Here is a 21,330-nt window from a genome sequence, read left to right as displayed (position 1 = left end):
CCTCGTACCGATACAGACGCGCACTGCCACTCATCCGCACCGCGTGCGGACCAGCCAGTGTTCGTTCCACCTATCCATCCATCCCGACCACCGCGCGCCGCTCGTGCGGCTGCCCGGTGTTGCCGATCATCTCACTGAGCGCGACAATCCTCGCACCTGTCCCGTCGCCGGGTTCGGCAACGGCCACCGCGGCCTCGGTGAACACATGGCTCACCTCGTCCGCACCCCCCTGGTCTGCCCCCATCACCAGCGTCGCGCCCGCGATCGCGGCCGCGACGATCTCGAGCACGCCCGCCACCGAATCAGGTCGGCCCGCCGCTCGCGTGCGTGATTCGAAGTTGAGCCCGGCACGCTCGGCCACCTGCTCGGCCGCGGTCGCCAGCTCGTCGTAGCTCAGCGTGCGACCGCCGCCGGCGAAGGCCACGTCGTCGCCGCGCAGGGCGCGGGTGCGGTGCGCGTAGCCGATCGGACGAGGTGATTCCGCGGCCAGTTCGGCGCGCAGCGCGGGGTCGGCCAGGTCGTACCAGTCCAGCCCGTCGGGGGCGTCGAGGATGTCGATGGTCAGGCCGAGTTTCACCTCGAGGTTGCTGCCCGGCGGGCGGGCGTCCATCGTCATCAGCGGCACCACCGCCGCGCCTGCCTTGAGCACCGCCCAGGTCGCGATCGCCGCGTCCACCCCTCGGTCGAGCCGCACCGCGACTCCCGTACCAGGACCGGCGCCACGGGCGATCAGCGAACGCGCCAATTGTGATGAGCGGGCATCGAACTCGGCGTAGGTGATCGCCGTTTCACCCAGCTCGAGCGCAGGTGCGTCCGGGTCTTCCTCCACGGCCGAGGCCAGTTCCTGTGCCAGCGCGGCACCGTTGGCCGACGGCACGGGGGCATAGGCCGCGGCCGTCAGTTCGCGTTCGCGCTCGCTGGCGTCACGCAGATCGATATCGCCGACACGCACTGCGGGATCGGCGGCGACCGCGGTGACGATCTCGGTGAGCCCGCGTGCGAAGGCGGCGACGGTGTGTTCGTCGAAAAGGTCGGTGGCGTAGGTGAAGACGATGCCGATCTCATCGGGTTCGCCGGTCGCCGACAGGCGCGGTTCGATGTTGACCTGCAGGTCGAACTTGGCGGGCCGGGCCGCGAGGTCCATCGCCTCGATGGTGAGGCCCGGCAGGCGGAGCACGGGGGTCTCGTTGTTGTGGAAGGAGAGCACCACCTGGAACAGCGGGTTGTGCGACACGGTGCCGGTCGGGGCCACCTCCTCGACCACGCGCTCGAACGGCAGGTCGGCGTTGGCGAAGGCGGCCAGGCCGACTTCGCGTGCGGTGCTGACCAATTCGTCGAAACCGCGGCTGGGGTCTACCTCGGTGCGCAGGGTGAGGGTGTTGACGAACATGCCGACCAGGTCGTCGAGCTCGGGTTCACCCCGACCGGCGATCGGGGTGCCGATCGCGATATCGGTACTGCCGGAGATCCTGGCGAGCAGCACGGCCAGTGCCGCGTGCACGACCATGAACAGCGACGCGTTGTGCCTGCGGGCGATCTCGGCGAGGCGGACATGAACGTCGGCGGTCAGGGTGGTGCTCACATCGGCGCCGCGCAGCGAGGCGTGCGAGGGGCGCGGATGGTCGTGCGGCAGCTCGACCGTGCCCGCCTGCCCCGACAGCGTGTGCCGCCAGAACTCCAACTGCCTCGCGGCGGTGGAATTCTCGTCGGATTCCGAGCCGAGCACCTCGCGCTGCCACAGCGCGTAGTCGGCGTACTGCACGGGCAGTGGCGACCAGGCGGGTGAGCGTCCTTCGACGCGGGCCCGATAGGCGATCACGAGGTCACGGGCCAGCGGCGCCAGCGAAGCACCGTCGGCGATGATGTGCTGCACCACTACGGCGAGCACGTACTCTTCCTCCGCGAGCGGGTCGTCGGCGGGCGAGGTGAACAGCCCGGCGCGCAGGGGAACTCGCTCGGCGACATCGAAACCGCCCGCGAGCAAACGCATCACCCGATCACGTGGATCGTCGCATTCCTCCAGCGCGAGGCCGGTCGGCAGCACCGCGCTGACGGGCAGGATCTCCTGATACGGAACAGCGTCGGCGTCATCGGCCGGGAAACGGGTGCGCAGCGCCTCGTGCCGTTCGAGCACATCGGCGACGGCATAGCGCAGCGCAGAGGTGTCTAGCGCGCCGCGCAACCGCAGGACCAGCGGGATGTTGTACGCCGGTGAGTCGGGGTCGATGCGGTTGAGCAACCACATCCGCTGTTGCGCGGGCGAGAGCGGAACGACGCCACGGTCCTGCGCCGGAATCAGCGGTGGTCGTGGCGCGGCCACCGAACCTGGGCGCACACGGGCCGCGAGCGAGCCGACGGTGGGCGCCTCGAACAGGTCACGTACCACCAGGTCGGTACTCAGTGCCTGGTCGATGCGGGCGATGGCCCTGGTGGCCAGCAGCGAATTGCCGCCGCGGTCGAAGAAGTTGTCGTCCAGACCGATCTCGGGCACGCCGAGCAGGGTCGCGAATACCTCGGCGACGCTGAGTTCGATGGGAGTGGTCGGCGCGCGGAAAGTGGTGGCGGCGGTGAACTCCGGTGCGGGCAGTGCCGCCCGGTCGAGTTTGCCGTTGGTGGTCATCGGTAGTTCCGCGACCACCACGACAGCGTCGGGAACCATGTATCCGGTGAGGAATTCGGCTACGGCCGCCCGCACTTCCACCGGGTCCAGACCCGCGACTACGCGAAGATCGGCGGGTGTGGAGTCGTCGTCGAACCCCGCGCCGCTGTCGCCACGTCCGAAGCGCGCGCCTACCGGCGGCTTCGGAAGTACGGTCGTGGGCGCGTCGTTCGGATCGACTGCATCTGTCGCCGGGACGACGTAGGCGATCAGCCGGTCTCCGGCGTGCTCGTCGGCACGCACGATGACCGCGGACTGCCCGACGCCGGGCACCCGCAGCAGGGCTGCCTCGATCTCGCCCGGTTCGATCCGGAAACCACGCAGCTGCACCTGCTGGTCGCCGCGGCCGCCGTATTCGAGGGTGGGGGTGCCACGGAACCCGATCCAGCGACCGAGGTCGCCGGAGCGGTAGCGCCGGGCGCCCGGTTCACCGAACGGGTCGGCGACGAAGCGGGTGGCGGTGAGACCCGGCTTGCCGAGGTAGCCGCGCGAGAGCTGGTTGCCCGCGATGTAGAGCTCACCCGCCACACCGAACGGCACCGGACGCAGACGGTCGTCGAGGACGACCACCGACAGTCCGGGCAGCGCACGGCCGATGAGGCTGCCGGGCAGGTCGACGGCAGATCCGCCGATGTGGTCGGCGTCCACCGGCGCCCGGTCGGCGACGATGTCGGCCGTCCGCGCGGTCAGGACCTGGTGCGAGACATGGACGGTGGTCTCGGTGATGCCGTACATGTTGACGAGTTCCGGTGCGCCCGGCCCGTTTCCGTAGCGGTCGTACCAGCGGCTGAGCTTGCGGGGGTCGAGAGCCTCACCACCGAAGACCACGTACCGCAACGGCAGTGCGATGGCGCCCGCGGCCTGCGCGGCCCGGTCGGCTTCGTCGAGCTGGGCGAAGGCGGTGGGCGTCTGGCTCAGCACCGTCACGTGTTCACGGGCCAGCAGTTCGCGGAATTCGATCGGCGACCGGGAGGTCAGGTGGTCGACGACGACCACCGACGAACCGCCTGCCAGCGCGCACCACAGTTCCCAGACGGAGAAGTCGAAGGCGAAGGAGTGGAACACCGTCCACACGTCGTCCTCGTCGAAGGCGAACAGCAGCTGGGTGTTGGCGAACAGCTCGAGCACATTGCGATGGGTGACACCGACGCCCTTGGGCAGGCCGGTGGAACCCGAGGTGTAGATGACGTACGCGAGATGATCCGGGCGCAGCGGGGCACGGCGTTCATCGGGATGCAGCGGAGCGTCGCTGTAGACGGGCGGCTCGTCGAGCAACACCACGGGCAGATCCGCGAGCGGCGTCAGCAGTCCGTGCTCGGCCGAGGTGGTCAGCACAACAGCGGGTTTCGCGTCGTCGACGATGTAGGCCAGCCGCTGCGCCGGGTATCCGGAGTCGATCGGCAGGTAGCCCGCACCCGACAGCAGCACCGCGAGCAGCGCCACCGGCAGCTCCTCGGTGCGCGCAACGGCCACAGCCACCAGGGTTTCCGGGCCCGCGCCCTGCACGACGAGCGCGCGGGCCAGCGCCGATGCCCGACCGAGGAGGCCGGCGAAGGTGAGGGACCGCTCCCCCGCCCTGATCGCGATCGCCTCGGGACGCTGTTGCGCCTGGGCGGTGATCAGGTCGGTGAGCGTGACCTCGGGAACCGCGATGCCGGGCGAATAGCCCTCGCGCAGCACGAGTTCACGCTCGCCGGGGGCGAGCACGTCGATATCGCCGACCGGCTTGGCCGGGTCGGCCACCACCGCGGCGAGCACCCGCGTCCAGCGGTCGGCGAAGTCGGCGACCGTGGCGCGGTCGAAGAGGTCGGTGGCATAGACGAAGGTGGCCGCCAGGCCCTGCGGCGCGCCGTCGACGCCGATGTGTTCGGCGAGCTCCACCTGCAGATCGAACTTCGCCAGTGGCACCGTGAAGTCGGCGGCGGAGACGGCGAGGCCGGGCAACGCCAGGTCGGTGCGGGCCAGGTTCTGGAAGGTCAGCATCACCTGGAACAGCGGGTGCCGCGCGGTCGAACGCACCGGCTCCAGCAGGTCGACGAGCCGCTCGAACGGCACGTCGGCATGTCCGAAGGCGGCCAGATCGCGTGCTCTGACCTCGGCGAGAAGCCCGCCGAAGTTCGTCGCCGGATTCACCTCCGTGCGCAGGACCAGGGTGTTGACGAACATGCCGATCAGCTCGTCGAGCGCCTGCTCGCCACGACCGGCCACCGGGGTGCCGATCGCGATGTCGCGGGTGCCGGAGAGCCGGGCCAGCAGCATGGCCAGAGCGGTGTGCACCACCATGAACAGCGTGGCGTTGTGCTCGCGGGCCAGCGCGGACAGACCGGCGTGCACCGAGGCGGGGATCTGGACGCTCAGCGACCCGCCCGCCCGGCTCGACACGGCGGGACGCGGCCGGTCGGTGGGCAGTTCGAGCTGTTCGGGCAAGCCGGACAGCGTCTTTCGCCAGAAGGCCACTTGCGCGGCGAGCAGCGAATCCGGGTCGTGCTCGGCGCCGAGCAGTTCACGCTGCCACAGCGTGTAGTCGACGTACTGCACCGGCAGCGGCGGCCATTGCGGCGCGCCGCCACCGCGCCGTTCGGCGTAGGCGGTGAGCAGATCCCTGGTCAGCGGCGCGAACGAGAAGCCGTCGGCGGCGATGTGGTGCACCACGCAGACGACGACGTGCTCGTTGTCCGAGATCGCGAGCACCCGCACCCGCACCGGCGGCCCGGCGGTGACGTCGAAGCCGGTCAGCGCGGCAGCGCCGATCGCCTCGGTCAGGTCTTCCTCCGCCACCTCGACGATCTCGAACTCGGGCACCGCGGCAGGGTCGCCCGCCGCCAGCACCAGCTGGTGACCTTCGCCGTCGAGGACCGCGCCGTGGCCCTCCGCGCCGATACCGTCGGATACCGGGTAGACCGTGCGCAGAACTTCGTGGCGCGCGATCAGGTCGGCGATCGCGGCGCGCAGGGCGGGCAGGTCGAGGCGGCCGGAAAGGCGGACCGCGACCGGGATGTTGTCCACGGCCGACGTGGGGTCGAAGCGGTTGAGGAACCACATCCGCTGCTGGGCGTAGGACAGCGGGACCAGCTCGGGGCGCGGACGCGGCGTCAGCGGGAGCGCGTGTGCCGAAACACGGTGCTGCTCGGCTCGATTGGCGAGGGCGGCGACGGTCGGCGCCTCGAACACCGCCTGCACCGGCACCCGCACGTCCAGCGCGGCGCCGATGCGGGCCACCGCCTGCGCCGCGAGCAGCGAGTCGCCGCCCAGTTCGAAGAAGTCGTCGTCGGCGCCGACCCGGCCCGCGCCGTCACGCAGCAACAGGGCGGCGAACACGTCGGCCACCACCTGTTCGGCCGGGGTGGCGGGCGCGCGGAAACCGCGGGCGGAGAACACCGGCGTCGGCAGCGCGGCGCGGTCGAGCTTGCCGACCGAGGTCAGCGGCAGCTCGTCGAGGACCATGATGACCGACGGGATCATGTACGCGGGCAACGATTCCGCGAGGAATTCCGCCAGCGCGCCGGTGTCGATCGTGCGGCCGGCGCGCGGCAGCACGTAGGCGACCAGCGCGGTCGCGCCCGAGGGCATCGTCTTACCCAGCGTCACGGCGTAGTCGAGGTCGGGGTGCGCGGTGAGCGCGTTGTCGATCTCGCCGAGCTCGATCCGGAAGCCGCGTACCTTCACCTGGAAGTCGGTGCGGCCCAGGTATTCCAGCGTGCCGTCGTGTTCGAACCGGCGCACCAGATCACCGGTGCGGTACAGCCTGCCCGGCCCGAACGGCGAGGCGACGAAACGTTGCGCGGTGAGCCCCGGCCTGCCCAGATACCCCTGCGCGAGCGCGGGGCCGGAGAGGTACAGCTCGCCGACCACTCCGGCGGGCACCGGCCGCAGGCGCGCGTCGAGCACGTACAAGCCCATGCCGGGCACCGCGTGGCCGATGGTGATCGGCGCGTGGGCCCGCAGCGCCGAGGTGCTGGTGGCGAGGATGGTCGCCTCGGTGGGGCCGTAGCCGTTGTAGAACGCGCGCTCACCGGTTGCCCAGCGGCCGACCAGTTCCGGGCCGAACCGGTCGCCCGCGACGATCACGGTCGACAGGTCCGGCAGCCCGGCCGGGTCGACGGACTCGAGCGCACCAGGGGTGATCAGCAGGTGGGTGATGCGTTCGCGGCGCAGCAGGTCCGACAGTTCGAAACCGCCGAACACGCGCGGCGGCGAAACCACCAGGGTCGCACCGGTAGCGAAGGCGAGCAGCAACTCGAGCACCGACACGTCGAAGTTCGGCGAGCAAACATGCAGCACCCGCGAATCGGGTTGCACGTCAAAGTGTTCGCGCTCGGCGGCGACCAATGTGGCAAGCCCGGTGTGCGTCACCACGACGCCCTTCGGCTTACCGGTGGAGCCGGAGGTGTAGATGACGTAGGCCGGGTGCGCTTCGTCGATCGGGCGGACCCGATCGGCGTAGCTCACCGCGTGCCCCGGCCGCACGGCGATGCGCTCGGCGACCACCGGGTCATCGAGTTCGATCCAGTACGCGGTGGTACCGAGGCAGGCGCGATGGGCCGCGGTGGTCAGGCCGATGGTCGCGCCGGAGTCGGCGACGATATGGGCGATCCGGTCGGCCGGGTAGGCCGGGTCGACCGGCACATACGCGGCACCGGTCTTGGCGATGGCCCACACCGCGAGCACGGATTCGATCGAGCGGGCGATGGCGATCGCGACGACATCGCCCGCGCCCATCCCCCTGTCGATGAGTTCACGTGCCAGGCGCGAGGATCGCTCGTCGAGCTCCCGATATGTGAGGTGTTGTTCCGCGCCGGGCATCCCGGTGGGGTTGTAGCGCAGCGCGATCGAATCGGCCGCGGATTCGACGGCGGCCGTGAGCAGCTGACCGAACAACGGTGCGCCGGTAGTACGTCGGCGACCGGCACGGCCCGTGCGGCGGGGGGTTTCCACAGACCTATACACCTCTCGCGTCCGGCGGCCGAGTCGGACACAGCATAGCCACACCTACATAGCCGCTGCCGACCGTCGCCGAGGTGTGCGCCACGACACACCAACTCTATCGCAACAGAATCGTAATGCCCATGTAGTCCGTTACGGACGTGTATCGCCGGATCCGTCCGCACCCGCGACGACCTGCGCAATTGCCGGTCCGGACGTGGCTACCGCCACAGCGGAGAGCATCTCCTGGTGGGTGGCCTCGACCGGGTGGTCAGCAATGATCCCGCTGACGAACGGGCGCCATCGCGAGGCCCCGTCCCCCAGCTTTTGGGGGGTCCGCAGGGCGGTGAAATAGGTCAGATCACCGTCGAATTGTGCGGGTTCGAGCTCGGTGAGAAGCGCCACCGAGCGCAGTGCGCCGCGGTACATGCCCACGAACTGCGCGCGCGAGATCGGCGTGTCCGCAGCGAGTGTTGTGTGCAGTGATTCCAGTGCCTCGTCGCCGAGCTCGGTGAGTTGGCTGGGCAGTTGCCGCTCGGGTATGCCGAGTTCGGTGAGCACGTGCCGCAATTCGGTGGCGAAATCGGCGAGTGCGGCGCCGGGGAGGCTGTCGAGCATCGTCAACGACGCCACCGTCTCGCCCTCGGCTTGCAGGCGGGTCGCCACGGCCTGCGCCAGCACGCCGCCGAGGGACCAGCCGAGCAGCTGATAGGGGCCATGGGGCTGAACGCCGCGGATCTCGGCCAGGTAGCGGTCGACCAGCTCCTCGGCCGAGGCGGGCCGGAATTCCGGATCGCTCAGCGCCGGCGACTGGATGCCGACCACGGGCTGATCCTCGGGCAGGTGCGGCACCAGGCTCGCGTAGGCCCACGCCAGACCCGAGACCGGGTGCACACAGATCAGCGGCGGACGGGTGCCGCGGCGGGCGATCGGCAGCACGACCGCGAGTGCGGCTTCGAGGTCGGCCGCGCCTGCGGGGCCGTCGCTGATTCTGGTAGCGAGACCGGCGACGGTCGGGTCGGCGAAGAACGCGGCGACGGTGAGCTCCACGCCGGTGTGTTCACGCAGGTGGTGCACGACGCGGGTGGCCAGCAGCGAGTTGCCGCCGAGCGCGAAGAAATCGTCGTCGAGGCCGGGGTTGCGCGCGCCGAGGACCTCGGTGAAGACGGCGGCTACGGCGATCTCGTGCTCGGTCCCGGGTGCGCGGTAGCGGCGGGGTTCGAGCACCGGCGCCGGAAGGGCGGCCCGGTCGAGCTTGCCGTTCGCGTTCAGCGGGAGGCGGTCGAGCACGACGAAGGCCGAGGGGACCATGTAGGACGGGAGCACCTGCGCCACCGCGGCTTTGGCCTGCGCGGTGGTGAGCGCCCCGCCGGGCGCGGGGACGACATAGGCAACCAGCCGGTCACCGAGTTGCGGGTCGGTCGTGGCGACGACCGCCGCCTGGGCGATCTGCGGTGCGGCGAGCAGGGCCGCTTCGATCTCGCCGAGTTCGATGCGGAATCCGCGGATCTTGACCTGGAAGTCGGTGCGACCGCGATAGTCGAGTTCGCCGTCAGCGGTCCAGGCGACGAGATCACCGGTGCGGTACATGCGGGCGCCGAGCTCGGAGAACGGGTCGGCGACGAAGCGGTCCGCGGTGAGGTCGGGTCGGCCGAAATATCCGCGGGCGAGCTGTGCGCCCGCCAGATACAACTCTCCCGCGACACCTACCGGGACCGGACGCAGACGGGCGTCGAGGACGTAGACCCGGCTGTTCCATTCGGGCCGGCCGATCGGGACCGTGGTGCGATCGGCGGTGGTGACGCGGTGGTCGGTGATGGAGACCGCGGCCTCGGTCGGGCCGTACAGGTTGTGCAGCGCCGCCGGGTTCGTCGCCAGGAAACGCTGGGCGGTGGCGGCGGGGAGCGCCTCGCCGATGGCGAGTACGCGCCGCAGCGAATTCGGCAGGACACCGGCGGATTCGGTGAGCAGCGCATCGAGCATCGACGGCACCACGTGCAGGGTGGTCACCGAGTGCGCGGCGAGCACGCGGAGCAGGTAGGCGGGGTCGCGATGGCCTTCTGGAGCGGTGATCACCAGGCGGCCACCGCAGATCGCGGCCGACCAGAATTCCCAGACCGACAGGTCGAAGGTGGCGGCGGTCTTCAACAGGACCGAGTCATCGGGGCCCAGGCCGAATGCTGCTGTCTTCCACCGCAACTGGTTGACGATGGCGGCGTGCGAGACGGCGACGCCCTTCGGCTTGCCGGTCGAGCCGGAGGTGAAGATGACGTAGGCGGTGTTCCCTGAGCGCAACACACCGATGCGCTCGCTAGCCGCGATCGGGGCGGCTGACACCGCCGACAGCTCCAGGGTGTCGACGGCGATCACCGGTGCGCTCCGTGTCGCGTCGACGCCGGCGGTGAAACCGTCACGCGTGGTGGTCAATACGCAGGTCGGGGCAGCGGTCGCGAGCACATGCGATACCCGATCGGCGGGCTGGCCGGGATCGACGGGAACGTAGGCGGCGCCCGCCTGCGTCACCGCGTACATGGCGACGACCAGCTCGGTCGAGCGTCGCATCGCCAAGGCGACCCGGTCCTCGACACCGACGCCCTGCGCGATGAGGTGTCGCGCCAGCTGATTCACGCGGGCCGCGAAGTCACGATAGGTGAGCGCGGCGCCGTCGGCGTCGACGAGCGCCACACCGTCCGGGTTCGCGGCGGCGGTGTCGGCGAACAGGGCAGGCAGCGTCGTGGCCGGGGTGGCATGGCCAGTCGCGTTCCAGTCGTGCAGGATTCGCGCACGCTCGGCATCGGAGAGCAGGTCGATGTCGTCGACGGGGCGGCCCGGCGATGCGGCGATCGCGGTGAGCACTCGCGCGAAGCGCTCCGCGTAGGACTGTGCGGTCGACTCGTCGAAAAGGTCCGTGGCATAGGTGAACACGCCGCTGATCCCCTGCGCCACGCCGTCACTGTCGTAGCCGTCGGCGACGATGGCGTGCAGATCGAACTGGGACACCGCGAGATCCACGTCGACGCCCTCGACCGCGGTCTCACCGAGTTCGAGGCCGGAGCGGCTGAGGTTCTGGAAGGACAGGCCGACCTGGAACAGCGGGTGGCGGGCAGTGGAGCGGGCGGGGTTGATCGCCTCGACCAGTCGCTCGAACGGCAGGTCCGCGTTCGCGAAGACCTGGAGGTCGGTATCGCGCTGGCGGGCGAGCAGTTCGGTGAACGACTCACCGGTTCGCAGCGTGGTGCGAAAGACCAAGGTGTTGACGAACATGCCGATCAGGTCGTCGAGCGCGGCCTCGCCACGACCCGCGACGGGCGTACCGACCGCCAGATCGTCGGTGCCCGCGAGCCTGGCCAGCGTCACCGCGAGGGCAGTGTGCACGACCATGAACAGCGTCGCGCCCTGATTGCGCGCCACCGCCAGGAGGGCGCGGTGGGTGTCGGCGTCGACCTCGATCGGGACGCGACCGCCGGCGAAGGACTGCACGGCGGGACGCGGCCGGTCGGCGGGCAGGTCGAGCTGGTCGGGCAGCCCGGCCAGCGCGCCACGCCAGTAGGCGAGCTGGGCCGAGGCCAGCGACCGCGGGTCGTCCTCGCTGCCGAGCAAGGCCCGCTGCCACAGCGCGTAGTCGGCGTACTGCACGGCCAACGGCGCCCACTCCGGCGCGTCACCCGCTGAGCGGGCCGCGTAGGCGAGCATGAGATCCCTGGTGAGCGGGGCGAGTGAGGACCCGTCACCGGCGATGTGGTGCACGACCACCGCGAGCACCGCTTCGTCGCCACCGAGCTCGAACAACGCGACCCGCAACGGCACCTGGCCGCGCACATCGAACCCCGACGAACCGAACTCGCGCATGGCGGCGGCGAGCTGCTCGGGCGCGATCGAGCACACCTCGAGCCGCGGCGTCGCCTCGGTGCCGGCCAGGATCTGCTGGATCGGCCCGTCGTCGGTCTCGGGGTAGATCGTGCGCAGGGTTTCGTGCCGGGCGACGAGGTCGGCCACGGCGGCGCGCAGGGCTTCGACATCGATGGCACCGTGCAGCCGCACCGCCATCGGGATGTTGTAGGCGACCGATCCCGGGTCGAACTGGTTGAGGAACCACATCCGCTGCTGGGCCAGCGACAGCGGAATCCGTCCGGGCCGCTCCCCGGCGGTCAGCGCGGGACGTGCACCCGCACCGGCGGATTCGGCGAGTCGCCGGGCCAGCGTTTCCACCGTCGACGCCTCGAACAGCAGCCGGACCGGAAACTCGGTGTCCAGCGCGGCGCCGAGGCGGGCGGCGACCTGGGTGGCCATCAGCGAGTTGCCGCCGAGGGCGAAGAAGTCGTCGTCGAGGCCGAGCTGCGTGTCACCGAGGTCGAGCACCTGAACGAAGGTGCCTGCCACGATCTCCTCGACCGCCGTTGTGGGAGCCCGGAATTCGGCGTGTTCGAGGATCGGTGCGGGCAGCGCCCTTCGGTCGAGCTTGCCGACCGGGGTGAGCGGAATGGTGTCGAGTGCCATCAGCACGGTCGGCACCATGTGCGCGGGCAGGCTGCGCTCGGCGAAGGCGGTGAGCGCGGCGTGGTCGACGGTCGCGCCCGGGGCCGCGTGCACGTAGGACACCAGAATGGTGGCGCCGCTGTCGAGTTCGTGGCCGATGGTGGCGGCGAAGTCGAGGCTCTCGTGGGCCGAGAGCACCGCGTCGATCTCGCCGAGTTCGATGCGGAAACCACGGATCTTGACCTGGAAGTCGTTGCGGCCCACATAATCCAACGCGCCATCGGCGGTCCAGCGGACCAGATCACCGGTGCGGTAGAGGCGAGAACCGGCCGGGTCGAATGGATTCGCGACATAGCGAGAGGCGGTGAGGGCGGGGCGGGCGTGGTAGCCGCGGGTCAGCTGGGCGCCGGTGATGTAGAGCTCGCCGGTGACGCCGGGCGGAACGGGGCCGAGCCGGTCGTCGAGGACGTATTCGGCGACCCCGTTGATCGGGCCGCCGATGGTCATCGGGTCGCCCGGTTTCAGCGGCACACTGATGTTGGTGACGATGGTCGTCTCGGTGGGCCCGTACACGTTGTGGAATTCGCGCAGGGTGCCATCGGCGAGGGGAATCGCCCAGCGCCGCGGCAGATCCGGCGCAACCGCCTCGCCACCGACCGCCACCACCCGGAAGTCGTCGAGCCCGTCCGGGTCGATCGAGGCCAGCGCGGCCGGAGTGATGAACGCGTGGCTCACCCGTTCCCGCCGCAGCAGCGCGGCCAGATCGTCGCCGCCGTACACACTCGGGTCCACGATCACCATCGTGGCGCCCGCGCCGATCGCCAGCAGCAGCTCCAGCAGCGACGCATCGAAGGACGGCGACGCGAAATGTAGCGTGCTCGAAGTGGATTCGACACCGTAATGCCGACGCTGCTCCTCGCTGAACCCCGCGAGCCCGGCCTGCGTCACCGCGACGCCCTTGGGCAGGCCGGTGGAGCCGGAGGTGTAGATGAGGTAGGCGAGATCCTCGGCCCGCACCGGACGAAGCCGGTCGGCGGAGGTGATCGCCGCGCCGGAGAGGCTGTCGAAAGGGTCCGCCTGGTCGGTGCCGTAGCGCCGGCCACCCGCAGGCCGAGCGCCGTTGTCGCGCGTGTCGCCGGTCGGCTCGGCGTCGAGTCGGAGCCATTGCACCTGGGCCGGAAGTCCGTCGGCGACGGCCGCGACGGTCAGTCCGAAGACCGCGCCGGAGTCGGTGACCATGTGCGCCACCCGATCCGGGGGGTAGTTCGGGTCGACGGGGACGAAACCCGCGCCGGTCTTGGTGACGGCCCAGACGGCGAGGACCGATTCGATGGAGCGCGGGATTCCGATGGCTACCAGGTCGCCCGCGCCGATGCCACGACCGATCAGGAAGCGGGCGATGCGGTTCGACCGCTCGTCGAGTTCGGCGTAGGTGAGGCTGCCGAGGGTGCGGGCGGCGTCGGCGAGGACGACCGCGAGACCGTCGGGGTTGGTCTCGACCGCGGTGGCCAGCAGCTGTGCCAACGCGGTGACGCGCGGGCGACGCGTACGAACCGGTCGGGTTCTTGCCGGTCGTGTCATAGCTGTTCCACCTCACCCATCACCGAAACTTGTTGTCCCGCAGCGGGGCCCCCGCACCGCGAGCGCCGCTCACGCCACCGGGGCGCGCAGATCTCCGAGTACCAGCACTGCCTCGGCCGCTCCCGGATTGCCCGGTGCGGCATCATCGGCGATCAGCGCCTGCAGATCACCGAGCTCGGCGGTATCGAGCGCCTCGATCCCCACCCGGTCACCGAACAAATGGGTTACCCACTCCTCGGCCAGGGACGCCGACAATCCGTTGGCTACCCCGATGTCCGCGACACCGGGCACCAGCACCATCGACGCGCCCGCAACGCCCGCGGCCACCGGCTCGACCAGCGCCGTGAAGCTGTCGACGGAGCCGTGGCCGAAGGTGCGGGCTTCGAAGGTCAGGTCGGTGTCGGCGCGCACCTGCGCACCCGCCGTGGCGAGTTCGTCGTAACTGCGGGTGCCGTCGGCGCCGACGAAGGCCGGGTCACCGCCGCGCAGGGCTCGGGTGCGGTCGGCGTAGGTGACCGGGCGAGCGGACTGTGTGGACAGTTCGGTCTTGATCGCCGGGTCGTCGAGCGAGATCCAGTCGACGCCGCGAGGTTCGCCGACGGTGATACTCAGTTTCGCGGCGGGTTCGGCGGGCGACTCGGTACCGGTCACCGGGACCACGGCCGCGCCTGCCTTGAGGATCGCCCAGACCGCGACGGCCCAGTCGACGCCACGCGGAAGATCGACGGCCACACCGTCTCCCGGCCCGAAGCCGCGCCCGATCAGCAGCCGGGCCAGGCGGGCGGAGCGGGCGTCGAGCTGCTCGTAGGTCAGCGCGTCGTCGCCCCAGACGAGCGCGGGGCCCTCGGGGTCGTCCTCGGCGGCGGCGGTGAAAGCCTGCGCCAGAGTGGTGCCGCCCGACGGGGTGCTCGGCGCGGGCGCCTTGGCCGCGCCGGCGAGCAGCCGGGTGCGCTCGGACTCGTCGAGGATGTCGATGTCGCCGATCCGGATCTGCGGGTCGGCGGCGACGGCGGTCAGGATGCGGGCGAAGCGGGCGCCGATGCTGCGCACGGTGGCCTCGTCGAACAGATCGGTGGCGTAGTTGAACAGCGTCACCAGCTCGTCGGGATCACCGGCGGCGGTGAAGCGCGGTTCGACGTCCACCTGCAGGTCGAACTTGGCGGCGATCGCGGTGTCCAGCGCGTTCACGGTGAGGCCGGGCAGTTCGAGCGCGGCCGCCTCGTTGTTGCTGAAGGTGAGCGCCACCTGGAACAGCGGGCTCTGCGCACTGCCCCGTCCGGGCGCGACGACCTCGGCGACCCGCTCGAACGGCAGGTCGGCATTGGCGAACGCGCCGAGGTCGGTCTCCCGCGCCACGTCCACGGCCTCGTCGAAGGAACCGGCCGGATCGAGAGTGGTGCGCAGGGTCAGGGTGTTGACGAACATGCCGACCAGCTCGTCGAGCGCCCGCTCACCGCGCCCGGCGACAGCGGTGCCGATGGCGATGTCGGATGTGCCCGACAAGCGGCCGAGCAGCACGGCCAGCGCCGCGTGCACGACCATGAACAGCGACGACTTGTGCTCGCGTGCCAAGTGATTGAGGGCGGCGTGCACCTCGGCAGGCAACCGCAGCTCGGACGTGGCGCCGCGCAGGGTCGGTACCGAGGGCCGCGGGCGGTCCTGCGGCAGTTCCAGCAGCGGCGGCACGTCGGCCAGCTGGTTGCGCCAGTAGTCGAGCTGGGCGGCGGCCAGGGATTCGGGCTGCTCGTCGTCGCCGACGACCGCCCGCTGCCACAGCGCGAAGTCCGCGTACTGCACTTCCAGCGGCGTCCACGCCGGGCTCTGGTGCGCGGCACGAGCCACGTAAGCGGTCATCAGATCGCGGGCGAGCGGGGCCAAGGACGCGCCGTCGGCCGAAATATGGTGCACCACGACAACAAGCAGCCACTCGGCCGAAGTCCCGTCGGTGAGCAATCGCGCACGCAGCGCAACCTCACGCGTCACATCGAAACCGGCACCGGCCAATTCGCCCGCACGAGTGAGGACATCGGTGGTCGTCTCGACCTGGAGCCCCTCGGGCAGCACATCGGCCACGGAGAGAATCTCCTGGAAAGCCCTGCCGTCGGACACCGGGAAGAAGGTGCGCAGCGACTCGTGTCTGCCGAGCACGTCGGTGACCGCGGCGCCGAGGGCGGCGATGTCGAGCTCACCGGTGAGGCGGATCGCGAAGGGGATGTTGTAGGAGCCCGAGGCGGGATCGACCTGGTTGACCACCCACATGCGCTGCTGAGCCAGCGACAGCGGAATGCGCTGTGGCCGTTCGGCGGCGACCAGCGGCGGTCGGGCAGCGGCACCGCTCGCCGCACCGACGCGCGCTGCCAGGGCCGACACGGTGGGCGTTTCGAACAGGTCGCGGATGGCGAGGTGGGCGTCGAGCGCCTCGTTGATGCGGGCGATCGCCCGGGTGGCGAGCAGCGAGTTGCCGCCGAGCGCGAAGTAGTCGTCGTCGGCGCCGACGCGGGCCATGCCGAGCAGTTCCGCGAAGACCCCGGCGACGATCTCCTCGGCGGGGCTGACAGGAGCGCGGAATTCGCCCGCGGTGAACGCGGGGGCGGGCAGCGCCTTGCGGTCGAGCTTGCCGCTCGGATTCAGCGGGAAGCCGTCCAGCACCGTGACGACGGTCGGAACCATGTAGGTGGGCAGCGAGTCCGCCACGGCCGTACGCAGCGCCGCGGGGTCGGGCTCCTCGCCGGGCCGCGCCACCACATACGCCACCAGGTGCTGGCCGGACGCGGTGTCGAGTACCAGGGCCACGGCCTGGCTGATCGCCTCCTGGGCGAGCAGGGCGGTCTCGATCTCACCGAGCTCGATGCGCTGACCGCGGAACTTCACCTGGAAGTCGGTGCGACCCAGGTATTCCAGCGCGGGCTCGGCCGAGGATCCACCCCAGCGGACGAGGTCGCCGGAGCGGTACATCCGCACGCCGGGCTCGAAGGGGTTGGCCACGAACCGATCCGCGGTCAGACCGGGACGGGCGACATAACCGCGCGCGAGCTGGTCACCGGCGAGGTACAGCTCGCCGACCACTCCGGCAGGCACCGCGCGCAGGCGTGAATCCAGCACGTAGACACGGGTATTCCACTCCGGCACGCCCATCGGCACCGATCCGCGATCGGAATCGCTTGCGGGCCATCGCGTCACGGTGACAGCAGCCTCGGTGGGCCCGTACAGGTTGTGCACCCCGGCCGTGGACACGCGGGCCACGTCGGCCACGGTCTCGGTGGGCAGCGCCTCACCGGCGGCGAACACCGCCCGCAGGCTCGGAATCGAACCGGCGGTGGTGTGCGCGGCGAAGACCGACAGCATCGACGGCACGAAGTCGGTGAGCGTCACGCCCTGTGCCGCGATCGTTTCGGCGAGGTACAGCGGGTCGCGATGTCCGTCGTGGGTCGACACGACCAGCTTCGCGCCGGTCCGCAGCGGCAGGAAGTAACCCCACAGCGACACGTCGAACGTGGCGGGCGTCTTCTGCAGATACACATCCGATGGGCCGATCCCGTACTCGGCGCCCATGTAGACCATCTGGTTGACGATCGCCGCGTGCGACACCGCCACACCCTTGGGACGCCCGGTGGAACCGGAGGTGAAGATGACATAGGCCGGGTTCTCGGGCCGGACCGGCCGAGCCGGCTCGACAGGCGCGGCCGAGAACTCTTCGAGCGCAACGGAATCCACCAGGATCACCGGCACACCCGCGGGTACTTCGATCGCGTCCGCGGTGGTGCTCAGCACAGCGGTGGGCGCGGCGGTATCGAGAATGTGGGCGATGCGATCGGCCGGATGGTCCGGGTCGATCGGCACATACGCACCGCCTGCGGTCACGATCGCGTACATCCCGACCACCAGATCGAGCGAGCGCCGAACCGCGAGGCCGACCAGGGATTCGGGACCGACGCCGTGGGTCACCAGCAGCCGGGCGAGCCGGTTGACCCGCTCGTCGAACTCCCGATAGGTCAGCTCGGCGCCCTCGTACGCGACAGCGACAGCATCGGGGTGCTCGGCCACCGCACGTCGATAGCCGTCGAGCAACAGTTCCGGCGCGAGGTCGCGGCGAGTGTCGTTCCACTGCACCAGGATCCGGTCCAGCTCGGCGGGCTCCAGAAGCTCGATCGCACCGAGCGGCGCGGCGGGCGCGGCGACGATCGCGGCCAGCAACCGCTGGAATCGATCGGCGAACCCGGCGACGGTCTCGGCGTCGAACAGATCGGTGGCGTAGGTGAGCCCGACCGCGATGCCGTGCGGCGCACCGTGGCGATCGGTGTCCTCCACCATCTCGAACTGCAGGTCGAACTTGGCGAACGGAATGGTCATCTCGACGCCCGCAACGGTCAGACCGGGCAGTTCCAGTGCCGTGCGCGCCATGTTCTGGAAGGCGAGCATCACCTGGAACAGCGGGTGCCGCGCGGTCGAACGGGCCGGGTCGAGCAGCTCGACCAATCGCTCGAACGGCACATCGGCGTGACCGAAGGCCGCGACGTCGACCGCGCGGGTCGAGGCGAGCAGCTCTTCGAAGCTGCCCGCCGGGTCGACCTCGGTGCGCAGCACCAGGGTGTTGACGAACATGCCGATCAGGTCGTCGAGGGCGGCGTCACCACGACCCGCGACGGGGGTGCCGATGGCGATGTCGGTGCTGCCCGACAGCCGGGCCAGCAGTGCCGACAGCGCGGCGTGCACCACCATGAACAACGTCGAATTATGGGCGCGCGCGATCTGATCCAACCCGGCGTGCACCTCGGCCGGGATGCGGAAGTCCAGGCTCGCACCACGGTAGGAGGCGGTGGCGGGCCGCGGCCGGTCGGTGGGCAGCTCGAGCTGGTCGGGCACACCGGCGAGCTGGGTGCGCCAGAAGTCGATCTGCTGGGTCAGGATCGACTCCGGGTCGTCCTCGGTCCCGAGCACGGCCCGCTGCCAGAGCGTGAAATCGGCGTACTGGACGGCCAATTCGGGCCAGCCCGGCGCGTTACCCGCGCTGCGCTGGACGTAGGCGGTCATCAGGTCGCGGGTGAGCGGGCCCATCGACACACCGTCACCGGCGATGTGGTGCATCACGCAGACCAGCACGTGCTCGGTCGCGCTCAGTCGCAGCAGCCGCAGGCGCAGCGGCGGAGCGACGGTGACATCGAAGCCCGCGCTGACGGTCTCGGTGACCAGGGCGGCGATCGCGTCCTCGCCGGCCTCGTCAGCCGCCAGAGCGGGCACGGCGCGCGGGTCCGACAGTGGCAGCACCAGCTGCGTGCCGACCCCGTCGACCGGCGGATACATCGTGCGCAGCACCTCGTGGCGTGCCACCAGGTCGCTGACCGCGACACGCAACGCGTCGACATCGAGCGCGCCCGACAGGCGCACCGCGATCGGCATGTTGTTCACCGCGCTGGCCGGATCGAACTGGTTGAGGAACCACATCCGCTGCTGGGCGAACGACAGCGGAATCGAGTCGGGGCGCTGCTGCGCGACCAGCTCGTGGCCGGAACCGGTGCCGATATGACGTTCGACGCGTTCGGCCAGCCCCGAGACCGTGCTGACCTCGAACAGCACCTGCACCGGAATCCGGGTGTCGAGCGCGGCGCCGAGGCGCGTGGCGGCCTGCGCGGCCAGCAGCGAGTTGCCGCCGAGCTCGAAGAAGTCGTCGTCGGCACCGACCCGGATCTCGTCCGGCGCACCGGCGGTCAGCAGATCGGCGAAGATGTCGGCCACCACCTGCTGCACCGGAGTCACCGGCGCACGGAACTCGCGCACCGCGAAAACAGGCTCGGGCAACGCCTTTCGGTCCAGCTTGCCCACCGGTGTCAGCGGGATCCGGTCCAGCACCATGATCGCGGCCGGAATCATGTAGCCGGGCAACGATTCCGCGAGGAACGCGTCGAGCGTGGTCACCTCGAGCGTCGCGCCGGAGCGGGGCATCACATACGACACCAGCGCTGTCACACCGGAAGGCAGAGTCTTGCCGAGAGTCGCCGCGAAGTCGATGTCGGGGTGTGCGGTGAGCGCGTTGTCGATCTCACCGAGCTCGATCCGGAAGCCGCGGATCTTCACCTGGAAGTCCGAGCGCCCCATGTACTCGATGACGCCGTCACCGGATTCGCTGCGCCGCACCAGGTCTCCGGTGCGGTACAGGCGCGCGTTCGCGTCACCGGACTCGGCGCCGAACGGGCTGGCGACGAAACGTTCCGCGGTCAGCGCGGGGCGGTTCAGGTAACCCTGTGCCAGCGCGGGACCCGACAGATACAGTTCGCCGATCACGCCCGCGGGCACCGGCCGCAGCCGCGAATCCAGCACGAACGCACCGACACCGGCGATCGCGGCACCGATCGTCACCGGCGCGGCCGGATCCATCGGCGCGGTGCTGGTGGCCAGGATGGTGGCCTCGGTGGGGCCGTAGCCGTTGTAGAACTCACGCTCGCCCACGGCCCAGCGACCGACCAGTTCCGGACCGAACTTGTCACCGGCGACGACCACCACGCGCAGGTCGTCCAGGTCCGCCGGATCCACCGATTCCAGCGCGCCCGGGGTGATGAGCATGTGCGAAACCTGTTCGCGGCGCAGCAGATCCGCGAGCTCGAAACCACCGAACACACCGGGCGGCGCGATCACCAGGGTGGCGCCCGCGGAGAAGGTGAGCAGCAGTTCGAGCACCGACACGTCGAAGTTCGGCGAACACACGTGCAGCACGCGCGAGTCGGCGGCGACGCGGTAGTGCGCGCGCTCGGCGGCGACCAGACCGGCCAGACCGGTGTGGGTCACCACGACGCCCTTGGGCTTGCCGGTGGAACCCGAGGTGTAGATCACGTAGGCCGGGTGCCGCTCGTCGAGGGTGCGGATCCGGTCGGTGTAGGAGATCGGGTGCGCGGGCTGGGCCGCGATCGTGGTGGCCGTCTCGGCGTCGTCGAGCTCGAGCCAGGTCAGCGCGGTACCGAGCACGTCGCGATGCGCGGCGGTGGTGAGCCCGAGCACCGCGCCGGAGTCGGACACGATGTGCGCGATGCGGTCGGCCGGGTAGTTCGGGTCGACCGGAACGTAGGCGGCGCCGGTCTTGGCGATGGCCCACACCGCGAGCACGGAGTCGATCGACCGGGCGATGCCGATGGCGACGACGTCGCCGGGGCCGATCCCGCGAGCGATGAGCGCGCGGGCCAGCTGCGAGGACTGCTGATCGAACTCGGAATAGCTGAGCTGACGCTGGTCGGCCGGGTCACCGGACGGGTTGAACCGGACCGCGACCCGATCGGCGGCCGATTCGACCGCTCCCGTCAGCAACTGCCCGAATGTCGGACTGCTCGACCGGCGACGGCGATTACCGCGGGCAGAACGACGGGCAGTTTCCATTCGAGTTCATTCACCTCTCATCGCGTCTGCACGTGCGGCTGCCCCGCATCGCGCAGATCGAGTCATCATATAGACCGGTCGCATAATGTCCGAGTCAGCGTGCCCCCGGTGCTCGGGGCCCAGAGGACTATCGGCACGGCCCCGGAACGTGTTGCCCCCACCAACGGCAAAGTGACGGGGTTCATAAGAACCACCGTCACTCGCTAACGCTGTCAGAGCACACCGCGTACCCCGACCCTTAGGGAGGGGCGCCGCGTAGCGGCGGTTCGCGGCCGTCCCGTCGATCAGGTGCCGTTGCGTAGGCGACGAAGGAGCAAGCAACGGCTGTC

The 21,330-nt window shown here is 70.3% G+C and carries 3 protein-coding genes; all 3 read right to left on the bottom strand.

Annotated features, from left to right (window positions below; translation table 11 throughout):
- Positions 1-70: 70 nt before the first annotated feature.
- Entirely contained in the window at positions 71-7,594 is a 7,524-nt protein-coding gene (locus ACWFRF_RS23570) for an amino acid adenylation domain-containing protein (protein WP_452452277.1), read from the bottom strand.
- 141 nt (positions 7,595-7,735) lie between these two features.
- The gene (locus ACWFRF_RS23565) at positions 7,736-13,639 is read right to left on the bottom strand and encodes an amino acid adenylation domain-containing protein (protein ID WP_452452275.1); all 5,904 of its coding nucleotides are present in this window, start codon (positions 13,637-13,639) and stop codon (positions 7,736-7,738) included.
- Between the two features lie 69 nt (positions 13,640-13,708).
- Entirely contained in the window at positions 13,709-21,001 is a 7,293-nt protein-coding gene (locus ACWFRF_RS23560) for an amino acid adenylation domain-containing protein (protein ID WP_452452274.1), read from the bottom strand.
- Positions 21,002-21,330: the final 329 nt, after the last annotated feature.

This window comes from Nocardia sp. NPDC055165 (genome assembly GCF_053606985.1).
This window is presented reverse-complemented; position numbering and strand designations above follow the sequence as displayed.

Coding starts and splice junctions, on each gene's coding strand:
- ACWFRF_RS23565 (WP_452452275.1), bottom strand. CDS start 13,639: ATGACACGACCGGCAAGAACCCGACCGGTTCGTACGCGTCGCCCGCGC.
- ACWFRF_RS23560 (WP_452452274.1), bottom strand. CDS start 21,001: ATGGAAACTGCCCGTCGTTCTGCCCGCGGTAATCGCCGTCGCCGGTCG.